The sequence below is a fragment of the Pseudarthrobacter sp. IC2-21 genome (assembly GCF_034048115.1).
Classification (GTDB): domain Bacteria; phylum Actinomycetota; class Actinomycetes; order Actinomycetales; family Micrococcaceae; genus Arthrobacter; species Arthrobacter naphthalenicus.
The window spans coordinates 2,337,718-2,352,149 of the sequence record NZ_CP139145.1 but is presented as its reverse complement, the minus strand read 5'-3'; the positions used below and the strand labels follow the sequence as shown (position 1 = coordinate 2,352,149).

Annotated in this window: 14 protein-coding genes; 11 read left to right on the top strand and 3 right to left on the bottom strand. The window is 66.4% G+C overall.

What is annotated here, in order from left to right:
- Positions 1-3: 3 nt before the first annotated feature.
- From SBP01_RS10830 to metE, 7 genes are all read left to right on the top strand, one after another.
- Positions 4-885: a DUF58 domain-containing protein gene (locus SBP01_RS10830; RefSeq protein ID WP_320535790.1), complete on the top strand. Its 882-nt coding sequence runs from the start codon at positions 4-6 to the stop codon at positions 883-885.
- Positions 875-1,342 (top strand): hypothetical protein, encoded by a 468-nt coding sequence (locus SBP01_RS10825; protein WP_320535789.1) that lies wholly within the window; start codon positions 875-877, stop codon positions 1,340-1,342. The genes SBP01_RS10830 and SBP01_RS10825 overlap by 11 nt, the downstream gene beginning before the upstream one ends.
- On the top strand, positions 1,333-2,364 hold the full coding sequence (locus SBP01_RS10820; protein WP_320535788.1) for a VWA domain-containing protein: 1,032 nt from the start codon (positions 1,333-1,335) through the stop codon (positions 2,362-2,364). The genes SBP01_RS10825 and SBP01_RS10820 overlap by 10 nt, the downstream gene beginning before the upstream one ends.
- The gene (locus SBP01_RS10815; protein WP_320535787.1) at positions 2,361-3,443 is read left to right on the top strand and encodes a VWA domain-containing protein; all 1,083 of its coding nucleotides are present in this window, start codon (positions 2,361-2,363) and stop codon (positions 3,441-3,443) included. The genes SBP01_RS10820 and SBP01_RS10815 overlap by 4 nt, the downstream gene beginning before the upstream one ends.
- On the top strand, positions 3,440-4,192 hold the full coding sequence (locus tag SBP01_RS10810; RefSeq protein WP_320535786.1) for a hypothetical protein: 753 nt from the start codon (positions 3,440-3,442) through the stop codon (positions 4,190-4,192). The genes SBP01_RS10815 and SBP01_RS10810 overlap by 4 nt, the downstream gene beginning before the upstream one ends.
- Positions 4,193-4,512: 320 nt before the next feature.
- Positions 4,513-5,595 (top strand): methylenetetrahydrofolate reductase, encoded by a 1,083-nt coding sequence (locus SBP01_RS10805; RefSeq protein ID WP_320535785.1) that lies wholly within the window; start codon positions 4,513-4,515, stop codon positions 5,593-5,595.
- A 53-nt stretch (positions 5,596-5,648) separates the two neighbouring features.
- Positions 5,649-7,985, top strand: coding sequence for a 5-methyltetrahydropteroyltriglutamate--homocysteine S-methyltransferase (gene metE / locus SBP01_RS10800; RefSeq protein WP_320535784.1), 2,337 nt, complete (start codon positions 5,649-5,651; stop codon positions 7,983-7,985).
- Between the two features lie 73 nt (positions 7,986-8,058).
- Here the strand turns inward: metE and SBP01_RS10795 are convergent, their stop codons facing one another.
- A complete protein-coding gene (locus SBP01_RS10795; RefSeq protein ID WP_320535783.1) occupies positions 8,059-8,763 on the bottom strand; it encodes a DUF4386 family protein in 705 nt (234 codons plus the stop codon).
- A gap of 243 nt (positions 8,764-9,006) precedes the next feature.
- Between SBP01_RS10795 and SBP01_RS10790 the strand changes: the two genes are divergently transcribed.
- On the top strand, positions 9,007-9,273 hold the full coding sequence (locus tag SBP01_RS10790; protein WP_320535781.1) for an SHOCT domain-containing protein: 267 nt from the start codon (positions 9,007-9,009) through the stop codon (positions 9,271-9,273).
- 51 nt (positions 9,274-9,324) lie between these two features.
- Here SBP01_RS10790 and SBP01_RS10785 read toward each other — a convergent pair whose 3' ends face one another.
- Entirely contained in the window at positions 9,325-9,831 is a 507-nt protein-coding gene (locus SBP01_RS10785; RefSeq protein WP_320535780.1) for a DUF2004 domain-containing protein, read from the bottom strand.
- A 45-nt stretch (positions 9,832-9,876) separates the two neighbouring features.
- On the bottom strand, positions 9,877-10,794 hold the full coding sequence (locus SBP01_RS10780; protein ID WP_320535779.1) for a LysR family transcriptional regulator: 918 nt from the start codon (positions 10,792-10,794) through the stop codon (positions 9,877-9,879).
- A 127-nt stretch (positions 10,795-10,921) separates the two neighbouring features.
- On the opposite strand from SBP01_RS10780, the gene SBP01_RS10775 reads away from it, so the two are divergent.
- The 3 genes from SBP01_RS10775 to SBP01_RS10765 are packed head-to-tail and all read left to right on the top strand — an operon-like array spanning position 10,922 to position 14,426.
- Positions 10,922-12,319, top strand: coding sequence for an NAD(P)/FAD-dependent oxidoreductase (locus SBP01_RS10775; RefSeq protein WP_320535778.1), 1,398 nt, complete (start codon positions 10,922-10,924; stop codon positions 12,317-12,319).
- Positions 12,316-13,047: a DUF1365 domain-containing protein gene (locus SBP01_RS10770; protein ID WP_320535777.1), complete on the top strand. Its 732-nt coding sequence runs from the start codon at positions 12,316-12,318 to the stop codon at positions 13,045-13,047. Before SBP01_RS10775 ends, SBP01_RS10770 begins: the two co-directional genes overlap by 4 nt.
- Positions 13,044-14,426, top strand: a complete 1,383-nt coding sequence (locus SBP01_RS10765) for a class I SAM-dependent methyltransferase (protein WP_320535776.1) — start codon at positions 13,044-13,046, stop codon at positions 14,424-14,426. The genes SBP01_RS10770 and SBP01_RS10765 overlap by 4 nt, the downstream gene beginning before the upstream one ends.
- Positions 14,427-14,432: the final 6 nt, after the last annotated feature.

The window sequence follows — 14,432 nt, the reverse complement described above, 5'->3', positions numbered from 1 at the left end:
GCAATGACCAGCCTCCTGACCCGCGTAAAGTCGAAAATGGCCGTCTTCGCCCACCGAAAAGCCCGCGGCATGCTCGACGGCGAATACGCTTCAGTCTTCCGGGGCCACAGCCTCGATTTTGACGACCTCCGGGCCTACATTCCCGGCGACGACGTCCGCGCCATCGACTGGAAAGCCACCGCCCGGCACGGGTCACCCCTCATCAAACGCCATGTTGCCGCCCGGCGGCAGACCGTCCTGCTCGTAGCGGATACGGGCCGGAACATGGCCGCCGAAGCCCGCGACGGCGAAGCCAAGAAGGACATCGCCCTCATGGCGCTCGGGGTCATGGGGTACCTCGCGAACAGGCACGGCGACGTGGTGGGCCTGGTCTGCGGAGACGCTGACGGCACGCGTGCGACCCCGGCCAAGGCCGGGGAGGCGCACCTGGAACGGGTCCTGCGGACGATTGATTCCGCCACGGGCCTGGACTCCGGGCCCAGCCGGATCGAGGCCCAGCTGGAACACGTGGCCCGCACGGTCAAAGGCAGGTTCCTGATCTTTGTTGTGGCCGACGAGCTTGCGGCCGGCCCGGAGCTGGAACAGCTGCTGCGCCGGCTTCGTGCCCAGCACGAAATCCTCTGGCTCACCATCCGCGACGCCGTCCTTGCCGGAGATGGCTGCGCCGGGGAGGCCTTCAGCGTGGCTGACTCCGGCACGCTCTTGGGACACCTGGCCTCATCCACCGCAGTCACGGAGGCCTACGTGAGGGCAGCAGGGGAGCGGGACTCCGGCCGGCAGGACATGTTCCGCCGCGCCGGCATCACCGAAGGCCATGTGACCGGCAGCAGCAAGGTGATCACGGAACTTTTCGCCCTGCTCGAAAGGCACCGGCATGCACGCTGACGGCGGCCTCATCGGGCCGCTGCAATACAGCGGCGCCTGGATGTGGGCCGGCTTTGCCCTGGTGGCGGTGGCCCTGGGCTGGTACTGCTTCGTATTCCTCAGCACCCGCCAACGGCGGCCGGCAGCCGCGGCCCCGTTCACCACGCCGTCGGACCTTCAAGGGCTTAAGGAGACCTATCTGCAGCGGATTGACGCGGTGGCCGCTGATTCCAGGGCCGGGTTGCTGAGCTCCCGTGAATCCCACCAGAAGCTCAGCCTGCTGGTGCGCACGTTTGCCCGGGACGTGACAGGAGTGGATGCGCCCCGAATGACCCTGGCCGAGCTGGAAGGCTACCCGCTTCCCGTCATCGCAGAGGCAGTCCGGAGGATCTATCCGGGCGAGTTCGGAATGGAACCGCTGCCGCCGGTGCCGCAATCGGCCGAGACGGCACGGCAGGCGGTGGGGCAATGGAACTGATGTTCTGGTGGGTGATTCCGCCTGCGCTGCTCCTGGCGGCCGCAGCACTCTGGCGGGCGCTCCGCCCGCAGGCAAACGCACGACGCCGGCCGGTTGCCCACGCGGACCGCCTCACCGCTCTGCCCGAATACCAGGCTGCCCTGCGCCGGCACCGCCGCTGGCTTGCCGTTGCGGCGCTCGCCGCCGCGTCCCTTCTCGTTTCCGCGGTGGTAGCGGCGGCGCGGCCGGTAGAGCTGACCACCGTCCGGCCTGAGCAGCGGAACCGGGACATCATGCTGTGCCTGGACAGTTCCGGCTCCATGAGCAGCGCCGATTCTGCCGTGGTGGAGGTCTTTGGTGTCCTGGCCAAGGAGTTCGACGGCGAAAGAATCGGCCTCACCATTTTCGACAGCAGTGCGGTCCAGGTTTTTCCGTTGACCGACGACTATGAGTACGTGCAGGAACAGCTCACGCTGGCCAAAGCGGCTTTCGACGGCGACCCCGGCAGTGCGGGCTTCCTGGACGGCACCTGGAGCGGGCGCGGGTCTTCGCTGATCGGCGACGGCCTGGCGTCCTGCGTCGCCGGGTTCCCGCCCGCAGGCGCCGGCGCCGCCAGGGCGGTATCACCAACCGGCGGGGCCGGGCCGGATGCACCCGGCCAGCGGTCGCGTTCCGTTGTCCTGGCGACGGACAACTACCTCTCCGGGGATCCGATCTTCACCCTGGAGCAAGCCGGCACCTTGGCCAGGGAGCGCGGCGTCAAGGTGTATGCGCTGAATCCCGGCGACTTTGATTACGGTCCGGGGCCTGCGCAGCCCGGCGCAAGGCTGCGGGAAGCAGCCGACGCCAGCGGCGGGGCGTACTACCCGTTGGATCACCCGGATGCGGTGGCGGACATCGTCCGCCGGGTGCAGGACACGGAAGCGGCCGCGCTGGAGGGTGCACCGCGGGCCGTGGTTTCGGACCTGCCCAACGTGCCGCTGACGGTGGCTCTCCTGTCCGGCCTGGTCCTGGCAGGCGCATCCTGGCGGCTGAAGCCATGACCCTGCAACCTGTCCTTCCCCTGTGGCTGATGTCGGCACTCATTGGCGCCGTTGTGCTGTCCATGGCCTGGCGGCTGGTGCGGGCGTTTCGGCAGCGTGGCGCCGGGCGGAGCCGCGGCCGGCTCCACGAATGGCTGCTCAGGAGCGTCATGGTGCTGCTGCTCCTGGCCGCCGCACTCAGGCCCGGGATTCCCGGCGGAAACACCCAGACGGCCACCTCGGACGTCAACGTTTTCTTTGTCGTGGACACCAGCAGCAGCATTGTGGCCGAAGACTACGGCAACCAATCGCCGCGGCTGGACGGTGTCCGCCAGGACATCCTGGCCATCGCCGGCGAACTGGCCGGCGCGCGATTCTCCGTCCTGACATTCGACAGCAATGCCGTAGTCCGGATGCCCCTGACGACGGACACTTCGGCGCTGGACACCGCTGTCGCTGTGCTGCAGCCGCAGATGCCAGCCTTTTCCAAGGGGAGCAGCGTGACGTCGGCTGCCAAGCTGCTGGCGGAGCGGCTGCGCGCCGCGCGCGACAGCCACCCCGAACGGCCCAGATTGGTTTTTTATCTGGGCGACGGGGAACAGACCAGCGCCGCGGCGCCGGAAGGCATCCAGGTCGGCGGCGGCCTGGTGAACGGGGGAGCCGTGCTGGGCTATGGCACAGCGGAGGGTGGCCGGATGAGGGAAAACAGCGGGTCGCGTTCCGGCGGCGATACCGGGCCCGGCTATATCCAGGACCGCACGTCAGGCAGCGGCGGGGATGCGCTGTCCGCTATCGACGAAGGAAGGCTGCAGTGGATAGCCGGCCAGTTGGGAATTCCGTATGTTCACCGCGATGCAGGCGATGCCGTGGCGCCGATGATGCAGGCAGCGGATCCCGGCAAGCTTGAACGGGCACCGGAGGGCGGAGGTCTGGACGGACGCTTTGAGCTGTACTGGATCTTCGCCCTTGGCGCGTTCACGCTCGGTCTGCGGGAAGCGGTTTTACTGCTGCGGCACTGGCTGCGGCTGCCGGCCGCAAACTCCGTGCCGGACCGCGCGCAGACCGTCGCGGTCCGGCACGCAGGGGACGCGCGGACATGAGGCAGCCCCGACGCGAGATGCCCGGCGACAGGCTGCTGCGCCGTCGCCGGCTGCTCCGGTGGTCCCTCCTGCCGGTGCTGTTTCTGCTCTGCCTGGCCGCCAAGCTGCTCAGCGTCGGGGTGCTGGCCGGCCAGGCAGAGGAGGCTTTCGACGGCGGTGACGCCGGTGCCGTGGCGGATGCCGCGGCCGGGCTGCGCATCGCTAACTTCACCGAGCCCCACAAGGCGCCTTTCGTGGAAGGTGACGGTTTGTTCCTCGCCGGGAACTACGCCGGAGCCCGCCGCAGCTTTGAGGAAGCACTGGAACGTGCGGGCCACGTTGACGAATGTGCCATCCGGGTTAACCTGGCGCTCAGTATCGAACGCCTCGGTGATCTTCAGGCCGCCGCGGGGGACCAAGGCTCCGCAGCCAGCCTTTTCGCCGAAGGACTGACGGTGGTGAAGGCTGCCCCGGACAACTGCTTTGATGCCAGCGCTGAGGGCGGGCCCGGGACGGAAGCGGCGGACAAGCTCAACCAGGCCGGGGAGCGGTTGACGCGGAAGGGCGAAGAGAATGCCGGCCCCGGCAAACCCGGGGCTGCGAAGACGCCCGGGGAATCCGGCCAGCCGGCAGAACCGCGGAGCCAGAGTCAGCTTGACCAGCTCAAGGACAGTACCCGGGAGGCCCGGAGCGAGCGGAACTCGGGGCAGGAACGGGACGAGTACCTCCGGGACAATGACTTCGGCTCGGGAGCGGACCGGCCCTGGTAGGCGAACAAAATTCTATGCAGCCCCGAAACAAGACGTAAAACTGCGTCTTAATTCGGCGGCGAACTTGAACGGGGCGCCGCCGGCTCTTAGAGTTCTATACAAGTTACCGAGGTAACGTGTCAGCGATCCTCCGATCCGGAGGGTGTGGGTGCCCCCATGTGGGCCTGACATTTGCTCACGGAAAACTTCGTTCCAGGCGTAACAGTCGCGGCTGCGTCCCTGAGAAGTTTGTCCGTGTTCCCCAAACTCAATTCATTGCCCGGCCTGCGGTCACACCATGTTGACCGGAAGCTGCCAATGGCCCAAAGCCAAGGACGCAAATGTCACCCCCAAGCCTTATCGAAACACATCCAAATCTCTGCGAAACCGCCCCCGTTGCGCTTTCCTACGAACTCTTCCCGCCGCGTTCTCCTGCTGCGGCTGAGTCGCTCTGGACCACCATCCGGGAACTGGAGACCACCGAGCCGGACTACGTCTCGGTCACGTACGGTGCCAGTGGCTCAAACCGGGACACCGCCGTCGAACTCATCAACCGGCTCCTGCTCGAAACCACCCTCCGGCCACTGGCCCACCTGACCTGCGTGGGCAACACCCCGGAGGAACTGGCTGAGATCATCGGGGAGCTGCTGGACACCGGGGTGCGGGGCATCCTGGCGCTGCGGGGAGACCGCCCCCAGGACGGAGAGCCGCCCGTTCCCGGGTCGCTGCGGTATGCCCAGGACCTGATTGAGCTCATCCGCCGTGTCGAACAGAGGCGGTCAGCGCTGCTGTGCGCAGGCAAGATCGCGGTGGGAGTAGCGGCCTACCCCACCCGGCACCCGGAGTCACCCACCGTCGCCCACGACGTCGAGGTACTGCTCGCGAAGCAGCGCTCCGGCGCTGACTTCGCCATCACGCAGGTGTATTTCCGCACTGAGCAGTACGCCGACCTTGTCAGCCGTGCGCGCCGCGCCGGCGTTACCATTCCCATCGTCCCGGGCGTTATGCCGCTGACCAGTCTTCGGCGCGTCACCCGTCTTGGAGAATTGACGGGCGTGGAACCGGAACCGGAACTCCTGGCACTCCTGGCCGGGGCAGAGACCGACGCCGAGCGGCTGCGGATCGGGGTCCGGGCCACTGTGGACCTGGCCAACGCAGCCCTGGACGCCGGGGCGCCGGGCATCCACCTTTACACATTCAACGAACATGTCAGCGCCCTGGAGGTCCTGGACAAACTGTCACTGCCGCGCCAGGCACGTTCGGTTGGCCGACGCAGCGCCGCCGCCCAACGCAGTTCCGCCACCCAACGCAGCGCCGCTGCTCAGTCCAGCGCCCGCTCCACTGCCGTGACCCGCTCCACCGCGGCTGCCCGGCCGAACACAGCCACCCGCTCCGAGGCCGGGGTACGCCAGCTGGCCAGCTGACCCCGCCTGCACACAACCTTCTTCCCCGCTTCAAGACTTCAAAGGAATCTTCCATGCCTGAAAACAACCCCGCCACCCCGTTCCCCGCCGCTTCCCTCCTGGGCTACCCGAGGATCGGCCGCCGCCGCGAACTCAAAAAGGCAGTCGAGGCCTACTGGGCCGGCAAGATCGATGCCGACGCGCTGGACGCGGCCGCCAAGGACATCCAGCTGAGCATCGCCCGGCGGCTGCAGGATCTGGGCCTCACCGAAGCTGCCGCCGTCCCGGGAACGTTCTCCTACTACGACCAGGTGCTGGATGCCACCGCGCACCTCGGCGCGGTTCCGGCCCGTTTCGGCAACCTCCTCAACGCCGAGGGCCAGTTGGACATCGACGGCTATTTCACCCTGGCCCGCGGTACGAAGGACCAGCAGCCGCTGGAAATGACCAAGTGGTTCGACACCAACTACCACTACCTGGTTCCGGAGATCGGTCCAGAGACCACGTTTGCCCTGGCCTCCAACCGGATCGTGGCGGAATTCGAGTTCGCCCTGGCCAACGGCATCGAGACCCGCCCGTACATTGTTGGCCCGGTCACCTACCTGTTGCTGTCCAAGGCATCCGACGACGCCCCCGCAGGGTTCGCGCCGCTGTCACGCCTCGAAGACATCCTGCCGGTCTACACGCAGTTGCTCGAAAAGCTCACCGCCGCAGGTGCGAGCTGGATCCAGCTTGATGAGCCCGCCCTGGTGGTTGACCACGATACGCCGGCAGCGGAAATCGAGGCAGCCGTCGCCCGTTCCTACGAGGTGCTGTCCGGCGCCGCCAAGCGCCCGCAGATCCTCGTCTCCACCCCGTACGGAGCCCTGGACGGCCAGCTCGGGACCCTGGCTGCCACCGCCATTGACGCCCTGCACATCGACGCCTTCAAGGGCGCCGTTCCCTCGGCAGCGGCACTCGCTGCCCTAGGGGACAAAACCCTGGTTGCCGGCGTCGTTGACGGCCATAACATCTGGCGCAACGACCTCGCCGCCTCGGCCGCGAAGCTGGATGAACTGAAGGCGGCGGCCGGCCGCGTCACCGTCAGTACCTCCACATCCACCCAGCACGTCCCGCACGATGTCACCGAAGAGGGCCAGCTTTCCGACGACTTGCGCAGCTGGCTCGCCTTCGCTGACCAGAAGGCTGTTGAGGTCAAGGCACTGGCCGCTTACCTGGCCGATCCCGCTTCTGCCCGGGCAGCCATTGACGAGGCATCGGCCGCGATCGCCGGCCGCGCCGCCGCCGCCGGTGTTCGCCGTGAGGAGGTCCGCACCCGCACCGGTTCGCTGACCGACGCCGACTTCAGCCGCTCCGAGTACGCGGTCCGCGAGGCTGCCCAGGAAAAGGCCCTGCACCTGCCGCCGCTGCCCACCACCACCATCGGTTCCTTCCCGCAAACCTCCGGGATCCGGTCGGCCCGTGCCCGCAACAACAAGGGCGAGCTCACTAACGCACAGTACGAGCAGCTCATGAAGGACGAGATCAAGCGCGTTGTTGAGTTGCAGGAGGAACTGGGCTACGACGTCCTGGTGCACGGCGAACCCGAGCGCAATGACATGGTCCAGTACTTCGCCGAGAACCTCGACGGCTTCGACGTCACGGTCCACGGCTGGGTCCAGTCCTACGGCTCACGCTGCACCCGGCCGTCCATCCTGTGGGGCGACGTCACCCGTAGCGCCCCCATCACGGTCAAGTGGGCTGAGTACGCCCAGTCGCTGACGGGCAAGCCGATGAAGGGCATGCTCACCGGGCCGGTCACAATCCTGGCCTGGTCCTTCGTCCGCGACGACCAGCCTTTGGGCGAGACAGCCAACCAGGTGGGCCTGGCCCTGCGCGACGAGATCGCTGACCTCGAAGCTGCCGGGATCAAGATCATCCAGGTGGACGAGCCTGCCCTGCGGGAGCTTCTGCCCCTGCGCAAGGCAGAGCAGGCAGCCTACCTGAAGTGGTCCGTGGACTCTTTCCGGCTGGCCACCGCCGGTGCCGCCGACGCAACCCAGATCCACACCCACCTCTGCTACTCGGAGTTCGGCGTCATCATCGACGCGATCGACGGGCTCGATGCCGACGTGACTTCCATCGAAGCTGCCCGCTCACGCATGGAGGTTGTCCACGACCTCGAGTCCCACGGCTTCGGCCGCGGCGTGGGCCCGGGTGTCTACGACATCCACTCGCCGCGCGTTCCGTGTGAGGCTGAGGTCACCGAACTGCTGGCCACCGCCGTCAAGCACGTCCCGTCCCGCCAGCTCTGGGTCAACCCGGACTGCGGCCTGAAGACCCGCGGCTACGCCGAGACCGAAGAGTCCCTGCGTAACGTGGTCAAGGCCACCAAGACCATCCGGGCGGGCCTGCTGGCCGCGGCCAGCTAAGGCGTCCCGCTGGACATCTGAATAACGCCCGACGGCGGCCGGTCACCTTTCGGTGCGCGGCCGCCGTCGCGCTTTAGGTTCCGGCGGTTGAGCGGCCGGGCGTCTGCATCCGCAGGGCACTGACGAGCAACCACAGGCTCCAGGCGACGGTGGCCAGAATTCCGGTCAGGGTGGGCAACGTGTTTGCGGGTGCGAATCCTTCCGCTCCGATGATCCAGCCCTGAACAAGGTAAGCAACCCCGGACAGCACCATGAGATAGCCGATGACGCGGGACACTTGACGCGTTGCGGCTATGACAATGCCGAAAAGTACCAGGGCGGTTCCCAGCATAAAACTCTGATAGCTTCGCATGCCCCATTCCAGCCAGCGGATGCCCTCGGCGGTGGCAAAACGCGCCGGCTCCTCGGGCGCGGGAGCGGCTGCCCAGGCGTCGGCGGCGTGTTTGAGGGCGACGCCGTCCACGGCTTGGAGCGCGCCATACAGAGCCAGAGCGGTTGCCGCGGCCAGGGCGCCGAATCTGGCAGTCACGGCGAGGAGGCCCGGCCGAACAACAAGGGCAGGCAGGAGGACAAACAGTCCGGCGATCAGCAGGGCCATGCCCACAAACTGGCCCAGATGCACAAACGTCCAGATCCCGCTGGCGGCATACGCCGCGAACGAGGCCACATGATCGTTGGCGTCCCCTGATTCGGCGTGGAACAGGCCCGCCACCAGGGAGACCAGCACACCGGCGAACAGCAGCCACGCCGCTAGGCGCCATCGTCTGCGCTTATCCATAGCTAATGGTGAAAACGGGCCAGCAGAGCGCAGTAGGGCTAAAGGTCCCCAGTCCCGGTGGGTGGACCGCAAGCGTGGAACTGGCGGAGCGTGGAAGTGGCGGGGCCGGTGTTCGCGTGGCCGGAGTTGGTGGGGGTGGAGCGGCCGTCGCCCGGCGTAGGGGACCAAAGACTCTGACACTTCACAGGGCCGCACCTGATATTCAAAGAGAGGGCGGGCATCGACATTCAGGAGGCGTTAGCGATGATGTACTGGGGCGGAGACATGGGTGGCTGGGGCTATGTCCTGACGATCGTGAGCTTTGTATTGTTCTGGGGGACCATCATCACTGCCATCGTCCTTCTGGCGCGAGCCCTGGGAGCCGGCGGCCGGCGGTACGACGCCGGAGTGCCTGGTCGCGGATTAGCGGAGGATTTGCTGGCTGAGCGGTTTGCCCGCGGTGAAATCGATGAGAACGAGTACACCGCACGGCTGGCTACGCTGCGTCGCGGACGCGGCGCAGCCCAGTGAACGCCGCGCAGGCGGACCTTCGGGGTTTTTCGGGGTTTAACGGGTGCGGGTTCAGGACTCCCAGAGGATTTCGTCGTCCACGACGCCGTCCTCATCCGCTGAGGCCACCAGTACCTCGTCGGTGAAGTGCGCCCCCAAGGTGAAGTCCAGGACAAAGTAGCGTTCGGGCTGGCCGGGGAAGATGCCCACGTGGCCGAGCTTGAGGGCCTTGAGGAAGACGTCATTGGTGAGCTGGCTGCGTTCCTCGACGCCGAAGATCTTCTGCAGCTGCTCGGTTTTGAGGGCGCTGCAGTGGAAGTTGAGGTATTCCTGCGGGCTGGTGCCTTCCTGCCCCAGCTCCTCGGCAATCATTTCCCGGACTTCGTCCACGAGTTCGGGAAGGAAGCGGAGCCGGTAGTCCACCTTGTGCATGGCTGCTTCGTCGAAGTGGTCGTGCGCGTTGATGTTCAGGTCGAGTTCCAGGGTATGGCCGCCGAGCTCATGTCTGGTAGCGACGTTGTGGTCCCTGCCGTGGTTGAGCTCGATTTCTCCAAAGTGCTGGCTCGCTACCCTGTTCATACCTTCAACATAGACCCCCAGCGCTGCGCATTCCAGCGTTCGGGGCTATTTCCCCGCCGTCCCGAGGCCCGCCAGAGTTTCAGCCAGCAGGTCCACGAACAGCTGGACGCGTGCGGTTTTTTTCTCGTTGAGGACGAGCGCGAAGACGTTCCGTGCCAGCCGTATCTCCGGCACGTCCAGCACCACGACGCCGGCTGGCCGGTTCCGCAGCGCAAGCTCCGGTACCAGCGCGGCGCCCAGCCCGGCCGCGGCCATTTCCAGGCTTGCGTGGAAATCATCGCTGCGTGCCACGACCCGCGGGTGCAGGTTGCAGCCTGCAAAAAGCCGGTCGATCACCACGGCATCCGGACTCCCGGGGTGGTGCATGATCCACGGCAGTTCTGACAGATGGTCCGCAGCCACTTTCGCTTCGGGTCCGAAGCCCCAGCCGGCCGGAAGCACCACGCGGAAGTTGTCATCGCCGATCCATTGCCTGTTGATTGTCTGCGGCCAGGCCAAGCCGGACTGGCCCACCTGAAACACCAGGCCCACATCCAGGTCACCGCCGGACCGGAGACCCTGGATGGTCTGGGACGGTTCGGCAACGGACACCCGCAGATCAATGCCCAGGTCCTTCCATGAAGGGTTCTTCAGGATGCGCGGCAGGACGTAGGTGGCAAGGCTGGGGAAGATGCCCAGCCGGAGTTCCTGGCTCTTACTGCCCTGGGTTTTGGCGGCAGCGGCCATCAGGGCTTCAATGTCCGTCAGTACTTTCGCGGCGTGCCGGCTCATCACCACCGCGGCCTCGGTGGGAACCACGCTGCGTGCCGAACGCTGGAAGAGGATCACCCCCGCCTCGCGTTCCAGGGCGGACATTTGCTGGGACACCGCCGAGGCCGTGTAGCCCAGGCGTGCCGCGGCGGCTGAGAACGAACCCAGCCGGGTAACCTCAAGGAGGGTCTTCAGATGTACGGGATTGACCACCAGCCCACACTACTGCTGCCGGCTCGTTGCTGATAAAAGTGCCAACCCATCGACCCATCCACCCCACCCGCTGTTCCGAATTGCCCTGTGTATATCCAAGGGCAACCGTTCAGCAGAGGAGCATAAGGTGTCACTACCCCCAACATCGGGCGCCGCCGCAGCCAGGCGCATCGCCGTCGTGGGCAGCGGCGTGGCCGGCCTGACGGCCGCTTATATCCTGAACCGGCACGACCAGGTCACCCTGTTCGAGGCGGACAGCAGGCTCGGCGGCCACGCACACACGCACAGCGTCCCGCAGCCTGACGGCTCCACTCTTGGCGTGGACACCGGATTTATCGTCCACAACGAGCGGACCTATCCCACCTTGCTGCGGCTGTTTGCGGAACTGGGGGTCAAGACCCAGAATTCTGAAATGAGCATGTCCATCCGGTGCGACGGCTGCGGCCTGGAGTATGCGGGAGCGCGCGACGGCGGTAAAGGCATCCTCGCCCGGCCTTCCAGCCTCCTGCGCGGCCGCTATCTGCTGATGCTGGTTGAAGTGATGCGTTTCTACCGGCGGGCGCGCGCGCTGATCGATGCGGGCACGACGTCCGACGACGGCGCCGCCGGTACCGGGGGTGACGAGCTCACCCTCGGCGAATTCCTCGACAAGGAGCGCTTCAGCCCCTACTTCATCTCCCACTTCATGACGCCCGTGGTGAGTGCGGTCTGGTCGTGCGACCCCACCACGGCACTGTCCTATCCGGCAAGGTACCTCTTCACCTTCCTGGGCCATCACGGCATGCTGGGCGTCAAGGGTTCGCCGCAGTGGCGGACGGTCACCGGCGGTTCGGGCCAGTACGTTGAAAAGCTGGCCGCGACGCTCCCGGACATCCGGCTCAACAGTCCTGTGACCGCCGTCCGCCGGCACGCCCTCGGTGTCGAAGTCGACACCGCCGCGGGCATCGAAGACTTCGAAGCGGTAGTCATTGCCACACACCCGGCCCAGGCCCTTGGCTTCCTCGCCGACGCCACACCGGCCGAAAAGGAGGCGCTTGGCGCCATGCCCTACTCGGTCAACCACACAGTCTTCCACCGGGACCCGGCCGTCCTGCCCGCAGCGGACAACGCCCGGGCATCATGGAACTACCGGCTCCCCGGCTGCGATGCCAGGCCGGATAAGGTCCTGGTCAGTTACGACCTCACCCGCCTCCAGCGGCTGCAGCCTGCTGATGGCCGGCCGTACCTGGTGAGCCTGGGGGAGTCGGAACTCATCAAGGAGGATAGTGTGCTGGACCGGATGGTGTACGAGCACCCGCAATACACACCTGAGTCCCTACGCGCACAGCAACAGATCGCCCTGCTCAGCGATGACCGGATCGCCTACGCCGGCGCCTACCTGGGCTGGGGTTTCCACGAGGACGGCGCACTCTCCGGTGTCCGGGCCGCGGCCAGCCTGGGACGCGCCTGGGACGCACCCGGCGTCGAGTCTCCCGAAACGACTGCAGGCGAGCCGGAACTGATGGCAGCAACGGAGGGCGCATGAGCCCAACGGCAGCGATCTACCGCACGTCCATCTCCCACGTGCGGAAGACCCCGCTGAAGAATGCATTCACCTACCGGAGCTACAGCTGGTTCGTGGACGTGGACCGGTTGCCGAAGCTGCCCCGGTTACTGCGGCCGCTGGCTGTTTTCCGGGCCGCCGACCATCTGGGTGATCCCGCCTCCACAATCCGCAGCAACGTGGAACGGTTTTTGCGGACCCGGGGCATGGAGCCCGACGGCGGGCCCATCCGGATGCTGACCAGCGCCCGGGTCTTCGGGCACGTCTTTAATCCACTCACTCTTTTCTGGTGCTACCGGGCTTCCGGGGATCTGCAGTGCGTCATCGCCGAGGTCCACAACACCTATGGGGAACGCCACTGCTACCTCCTGGACACGGACGCTTCCGGCAGGGCCAGCGTGCCCAAGGCGTTCTACGTCTCGCCGTTCAACGACGTCGACGGGAGCTACCGGATGAAGGTGCCTGCTCCGGAGGAACGGCTTTCCGTCTCCATCGTCCTGGAGCGCGAGGGGCACCGGCCCTTCGTCGCCACCATGGATGGTGAACGGCGCCCGGCCACCCTCGGTAACATCCTGGCGGCGGCCATCGCCGTGCCGGCCGCGCCGCTGCTGGTATCCGCATTAATCCGTTTTCAGGGCGTTAAACTCTGGGCAAGGCGCCTGCCCGTCGTCAAAAGGCCACATCACCCCTCACAGGAGGCAGTTCAATGACAATGACCGATGAGAACGGAACGGCCGCTGCGCAGGTTCCCGCCGCGACGTCCGCGCGGCTGCCCCTTGCCGGGAACAAAGCTGGAGGTGACAACGCTGCCGGGGTACCGGCGTCGCCCGCCACCATCGATCCGGAGGTTTGGCCCGGTGTTGCGCACGCGCCGTCGGGCGCCAAGGCCGTCATCGCGGGCAAGGCCGCAGGCCTGCTGTTCAAGGCAGCCGTGCGCCGGTTGCCACTGCAGGTGGCCTACCCTGACGGTTCAGTCCTGGGCACTGGCGGCCCCGGGGCTCCGGTTATGACAATGCTCCGGCCGGAGGACTTCGAGCGGCGCATCGGGGACAACGGCCTCATCGGGCTCGGAGAATCGTTTATGGCGGGTGACTGGGAGGCCTCGGACCTGGCTGGGGTACTGGAGGTCTTTGCTGCCTCGGTGGACACACTGATCCCAAAGCCGCTGCAGACGCTGCGGACCCTGTACCTGCCACGGACTCCGCGGCAGGAACGCAACGAAGAGCAGAACACGCGAAGCAACATCTCACGCCACTACGATCTGTCCAACGAGCTCTTCGCGAATTTCCTGGACACCACCATGAGCTACTCCTCGGCGCTGTTCCCACGGAGCGAGGGGGCGTTGGACTCGGTCCCCTGGGAGGCTCTGGCGGAAGCGCAGCAGGCGAAGATTGACAGGCTGCTGGATAAAGCCGGCGTCAGATCCGGCACCCGGCTGCTGGAGATCGGCACCGGCTGGGGCGAACTGGCACTCCGCGCCGCTGCCCGCGGCGCCACTGTTTACAGCGTGACTTTGTCCAGCGAACAGCGGGCGCTCGCGCAGGAGCGAATTGCGGCCGCGGGCTACGCGGACAAGGTGACGGTCGCGTTGCAGGACTACCGGGCGGTGGAAGGCGAGTTCGACGCCGTCGTTTCCGTTGAAATGATCGAGGCGGTTGGCTATGAATACTGGCCCATCTACTTTCAGACCATCGACCGGGTGCTGGCCCCGGGCGGCAAGGTGGCCATCCAAGCCATCACCATGCCGCACGGCCGGATGCTGGCGACGCGCAACGCATACACGTGGGTGCACAAGTACATCTTCCCCGGCGGTTTCCTGCCGTCCGTGCGGGCGATCGAGGGCGTGACCCAGCAGCACACCACACTCCGGGTGCGTGAACGGATGGGCATGGGCGATCACTACGCGGCGACCCTGCGCCTCTGGGAGGAGCGCTTCATGGCCCGCTCGCTGGAAGTGGGGGAACTGGGCTTCGACGCCGTTTTCCAGCGGATGTGGCTGTTCTACCTCTGCTACTCCCGCGCCGGTTTCCAGTCCGGCTACCTGGACGTGCAGCAGATTGTGCTGGACCGCCGGGAGGCGCAGCTGTAGCAACGG